This window comes from Variovorax sp. P4_D9 (assembly GCF_056401695.1).
The window spans coordinates 1-4782 of the sequence record NZ_JBFUIU010000677.1 but is presented as its reverse complement, the minus strand read 5'-3'; the positions used below and the strand labels follow the sequence as shown (position 1 = coordinate 4782).

Here is a 4782-nt window from a genome sequence, read left to right as displayed (position 1 = left end):
GGCGTCAGTCGGTGGACGTGGTGACAGGAAGAATGAAGCGGAACAAGGCACCGCCGCCGGGATTGTGCGCCGCCGACAGCGTTCCGCCGTGCGCCTCGATCAGCTTGCGGCAGATCGCGAGGCCAACGCCAAGGCCGCTCGTGAAGGTGGATCTCGAGACACGCTCAATAGCAGGCGCTTGAAGCGCAGCAGGTCGAGCACCGAGACGGGCGCCGGCCCGGTGCCGAGCGGGTCGACCTCATGCTTCATGGGCTATGCGCTCACCACGTTCGCCGCCACCCAGTCTGCATAGGGCCGATGCACGTCCGCCAGTGTCTCGGCGTGGATATCGGGCACCTCGTAGGGATGGCATTGCGCGATGGCGGTCATCAGCGCGGGCGTCAGCAGCAGCGTGGTCTTGAACAGCAGGCGGACTTCGGCTTCGCGCTGCAGCTTGCCCTGCCAGCGATAGACGCTGTCGATCGGCGTGAGCTGCGCGCAAGCCGCGAGGCGGCGCTCGACCATGGCGGTGGCCAGCGCGCTGGCCTGCTCGGCGGTGGCGACAGTGGTGGTGACGGCTGCGATCACGTCGCATCCGGTGTCGCCGCTGGCGGAGGCGGCTGCGTTCATGCGGAACTCCTCGGGGTGTTCCGGATTGTGCTGCGCGTACGGTTCGTCGGCGACCCCGGACCGGGTCAGGCCATCCGGGAAAACCCGAGGCGACGATCCGGCGTTCACCGTTCATGCGGCGAAGGCCGCCATTCGTGCGCGCGACGCGGTCGTTCGTGCGTCGGAACCCGCGCTCGAATCCCGGGGTCTTACCTTCTGCCGACCCCACGATAGGAGACGAGAACGATGATCCCAGCCGGATTCGACTATCACGCGCCGCGCTCGGTCGGCGACGCGATCGCGCTGCTCGGGCAGTACGGCGGCGACGCCAAGCTGCTGGCCGGCGGCCACAGCCTGCTGCCGATGATGAAGCTGCGTTTCGCGCAGCCGGCGCACCTGATCGACCTGAACCGCATCGAGGCGCTGCGCGGCATCCGCGAGGAGGGCGCGACGATCGTGATCGGCGCGATGACGGTCGAGAACGAGCTGATCAACTCGACGCTGCTGCTGCAGAAGCTGCCGCTGCTGCCCGAGGCCGCGAAGCAGATCGCCGATCCGCAGGTGCGCAACCGCGGCACCATCGGGGGCGACATCGCGCACGGCGACCCCGGCAACGACCACCCGGCGCTGTCGATCGCGCTGGATGCGGTGTTCGTGCTCGAAGGTCCGAAGGGCACGCGCCCGGTGAATGCCGACGGCTTCTTCCACGGCACCTACATGACCGACATGGCCGAGGACGAGGTGCTGACCGCGATCCGCATCCCGGCCTTCGCGCCCGGCACCGGCTACGCCTACCAGAAGCTCAAGCGCAAGACCGGCGACTGGGCCACCGCCGCGGCGGCCGTGGTGCTGCGCGTCGACGGCGGCAACGTGGGCCACGTCCGCATCGCGCTGACCAACCTGGCGCCCACGGCCCTGCGCGCCGCCGACGCCGAAGCCGCGCTACTCGGCAAGCCGCTGACCGAGGCCGCGATCGCCGATGCCGCAGCCCGCGCGATGGCGATCTGCGACCCCGCTGAGGACCTGCGCGGCGACCGCGACTACAAGATCGCGATGGCCGGCCAGATGGTGCAGCGCGCGCTGCGGACGGCGCTGTCGCGCTGCAAGTGAGGAGCCGGATCCCATGGCCAAGCAAATCATCAATGTCAGCGTCAACGGCAAGCGCCTCGAGAAGGCGGTCGAGCCACGCACGCTGCTGATCCACTTCCTGCGCGAGGACTGCCACCTGACCGGCGCGCACATCGGCTGCGAGACCAGCCACTGCGGCGCCTGCACCGTCGACCTCGACGGCCAGTCGGTCAAGAGCTGCACCCACCTGGCGATCCAGTGCGACGGCTCCGAGGTGCTGACGGTCGAAGGCCTCGCCAAGGGACCGCTGCTGCATGCGGTGCAGGAGGGCTTCTACAAGGAGCACGGCCTGCAGTGCGGCTTCTGCACGCCCGGGATGCTGATGCGCAGCTACCGCTTCCTGCAGGAGATTCCGAACCCGACCGAGGAGGAAGTGCGAGCGGGCATCGGTGGCAACTTATGCCGCTGCACCGGCTACCAGAACATCGTGAAGGCGGTCTTGTACGCGGCGGCCAAGCTGCAGCAGGCTGAAAAGGTGGCCGCATGAACGCTCCGATCAATCCCGATCTGCTGGAGCGTGCCGCCGCGCTGCAGGGCATGGGCGACAGCCGCCTGCGTAAGGAAGACGCGCGCTTCATCCAGGGCAAGGGCAACTACGTCGACGACATCCAGATGCCGGGCATGCTGCACATGGATATCGTGCGCTCGCCGGTCGCACATGCGCGCATCCGCAAGATCGACAAGTCCGACGCCCTGAAGGTGCCCGGGGTGATCGCGGTGCTGACGGCCGAGGACCTCAAGCCGCTCAAGCTGCACTGGATGCCGACCCTGGCCGGCGATGTGCAGGCGGTACTGGCCGACGAGAAGGTGCACTTCCAGATGCAGGAGGTCGCGGTCGTGATCGCCGAGGACCGCTATGCGGCGGCCGATGGCGTCGAGGCGGTGATCGTCGAGTACGACGAACTGCCGGTGGTGATCGACCCTTACGCCGCGCTAGCGCCCGATGCGCCGGTGCTGCGCGAGGACCTGGCCGGCAAGACCGAGGGCGCGCACGGCAAGCGTGAGCATCCGAACCACATCTTCACCTGGGAGGCGGGCGACAAGGCCGCCGCCGACGCCGCCTTCGACGCCGCGCCGGTGAAGGTGGCCGAGCGCATCTCCTACCCGCGCGTGCATCCGTGCCCCCTGGAGACCTGCGGCTGCGTGGCGTCCTTCGATCCGATCCGCGGCGAGCTCACGACCTGGATGACCTCGCAGGCGCCGCACGTGGTGCGCACCGTGGTGTCGCTGCTGTCGGGCATCCCGGAGTCGAAGGTGCGCATCGTCTCGCCCGACATCGGCGGCGGCTTCGGCAACAAGGTCGGCGTTTATCCGGGCTACGTGTGTGCCATCGTCGCCAGCATCGTGCTGGGCAAGCCGGTGAAGTGGATCGAGGACCGGATTGAGAACATCTCGAGCACGGCCTTCGCCCGCGACTACCACATGGACGGCGAACTCGCGGCCACGGCCGACGGCAGGATCCTCGGCCTGAGGGTCAACGTGATCGCCGACCATGGCGCCTTCGACGCCTGCGCCGATCCGACCAAGTACCCGGCCGGCATGTTCCACATCTGCTCGGGCTCCTACGACATCCCGGCGGCCTGGTGCAGCGTGAAGGGCGTGTACACCAACAAGGCGCCCGGCGGCGTGGCCTACCGCTGCTCGTTCCGCGTGACCGAGGCGGTCTATCTGATCGAGCGCATGGTCGACATCCTGGCGCAGCAGCTCGACATCGACAAGGCCGAGATCCGGGCCAGGAACTTCATCCGCAAGGAGCAGTTCCCCTACACCTCGGCCTTCGGCTTCGAGTACGACTCGGGCGACTACCAGGGCGCGCTCGACAAGGTGCTGGCCGCCTGCGACTACAAGGGGCTGCGGGCCGAGCAGGCCGCCAGGCGAGCCGATCCGAACTCGCCGACGCTGATGGGCATCGGCCTGGTCGCCTTCACCGAGGTGGTCGGTGCCGGGCCGAGCAAGATGTGCGACATCCTCGGCGTCGGCATGTTCGACAGCTGCGAGATCCGCATCCATCCGACCGGCAGCGCGATCGCGCGGATGGGCACGATCACGCAGGGCCAGGGCCACCAGACCACCTATGCGCAGATCATCGCGACCGAGCTCGGCATTCCGTCCGAAGTGATCCAGGTCGAGGAGGGCGACACCAGCACCGCGCCCTACGGGCTCGGCACCTACGGCTCGCGCTCGACGCCGGTGGCCGGGGCGGCCATCGCGCTGGCGGCGCGGAAGATCCATGCCAAGGCGCGCAAGATCGCCGCCCACCTGCTCGAGGTCGGCGAGGACGACCTCGACTGGGAGATCGACCGCTTCAAGGTCAAGGGCGACGAGGCGCGCTTCAAGTCGATGAAGGACATCGCCTGGGCCGCCTACCACCAGGCGCCGCCGGGGCTCGAACCGGGGCTGGAGGCGGTGCACTACTACGACCCGCCGAACTTCACCTTTCCGTTCGGAATCTACCTGTGCGTGGTCGACATCGACCGCGGCACCGGCGAGACGAAGGTGCGGCGCTTCTATGCGCTGGACGACTGCGGCACGCGCATCAACCCGATGATCATCGAGGGCCAGATCCACGGCGGGCTCACCGAAGGCTACGCGGTCGCGATGGGCCAGCAGATGCCTTTCGACGCCCAGGGCAACCTGCTGGGCAACACGCTGATGGACTACTTCCTGCCGACCGCGGTCGAGACGCCGAAGTGGGAATGCGATCACACCGTGACGCCGTCGCCGCACCATCCGCTGGGCGCCAAGGGCGTGGCCGAGTCGCCGCACGTCGGCTCGATCCCGACCTTCACCTCGGCGGTGGTCGATGCCTTTGCKCACCTGGGTGTCAGGCACATGGTGATGCCGCACAGCGCCTACCGTGTCTGGCAGCAACTCAAGCAAAGCGGTGTCGCGCTCTGAGGCGCGGCACCGGATCGTGGTCCCATGGAAGTCAAACTCGACAAACGCTATCCACTCGACGTCGACGCACAACGCGCCTGGACGCTGCTCGCCGATGTGCCGGCGACGGCCGGCTGCATGCCCGGTGCGGCCATCACCGAGAAGATCGACGACACGCACTACAAGGGC

General features: G+C 68.1%; 6 protein-coding genes. 3 read left to right on the top strand and 3 right to left on the bottom strand.

All coding sequences use genetic code 11. From position 1 onward, the window contains the following. Nucleotides 1–4 precede the first annotated feature (4 nt). From AC1DY5_RS42390 to cutA, 3 genes are read right to left on the bottom strand one after another with little or no spacing between them, the layout of a single operon-like run. Nucleotides 5–100 (bottom strand): hypothetical protein, encoded by a 96-nt coding sequence (locus AC1DY5_RS42390; protein ID WP_478120416.1) that lies wholly within the window; start codon nucleotides 98–100, stop codon nucleotides 5–7. Continuing rightward, nucleotides 100–249, bottom strand: a complete 150-nt coding sequence (locus AC1DY5_RS42385; RefSeq protein ID WP_478120415.1) for a hypothetical protein — start codon at nucleotides 247–249, stop codon at nucleotides 100–102. Before AC1DY5_RS42385 ends, AC1DY5_RS42390 begins: the two co-directional genes overlap by 1 nt. Nucleotides 250–252: 3 nt before the next feature. Next, entirely contained in the window at nucleotides 253–609 is a 357-nt protein-coding gene (gene cutA, locus AC1DY5_RS42380) for a divalent-cation tolerance protein CutA (protein ID WP_478120414.1), read from the bottom strand. A 225-nt stretch (nucleotides 610–834) separates the two neighbouring features. Here cutA and AC1DY5_RS42375 point away from each other — a divergent pair, with 225 nt between their 5' ends. From AC1DY5_RS42375 to AC1DY5_RS42365, 3 genes are read left to right on the top strand one after another with little or no spacing between them, the layout of a single operon-like run. Beyond that, nucleotides 835–1698: an FAD binding domain-containing protein gene (locus AC1DY5_RS42375; protein ID WP_478120413.1), complete on the top strand. Its 864-nt coding sequence runs from the start codon at nucleotides 835–837 to the stop codon at nucleotides 1696–1698. Nucleotides 1699–1711: 13 nt separating this feature from the next. Then, nucleotides 1712–2203: a 2Fe-2S iron-sulfur cluster-binding protein gene (locus tag AC1DY5_RS42370; protein WP_478120412.1), complete on the top strand. Its 492-nt coding sequence runs from the start codon at nucleotides 1712–1714 to the stop codon at nucleotides 2201–2203. Continuing rightward, entirely contained in the window at nucleotides 2200–4614 is a 2415-nt protein-coding gene (locus AC1DY5_RS42365; RefSeq protein ID WP_478120411.1) for an aerobic carbon-monoxide dehydrogenase large subunit, read from the top strand. The genes AC1DY5_RS42370 and AC1DY5_RS42365 overlap by 4 nt, the downstream gene beginning before the upstream one ends. Nucleotides 4615–4782: the final 168 nt, after the last annotated feature.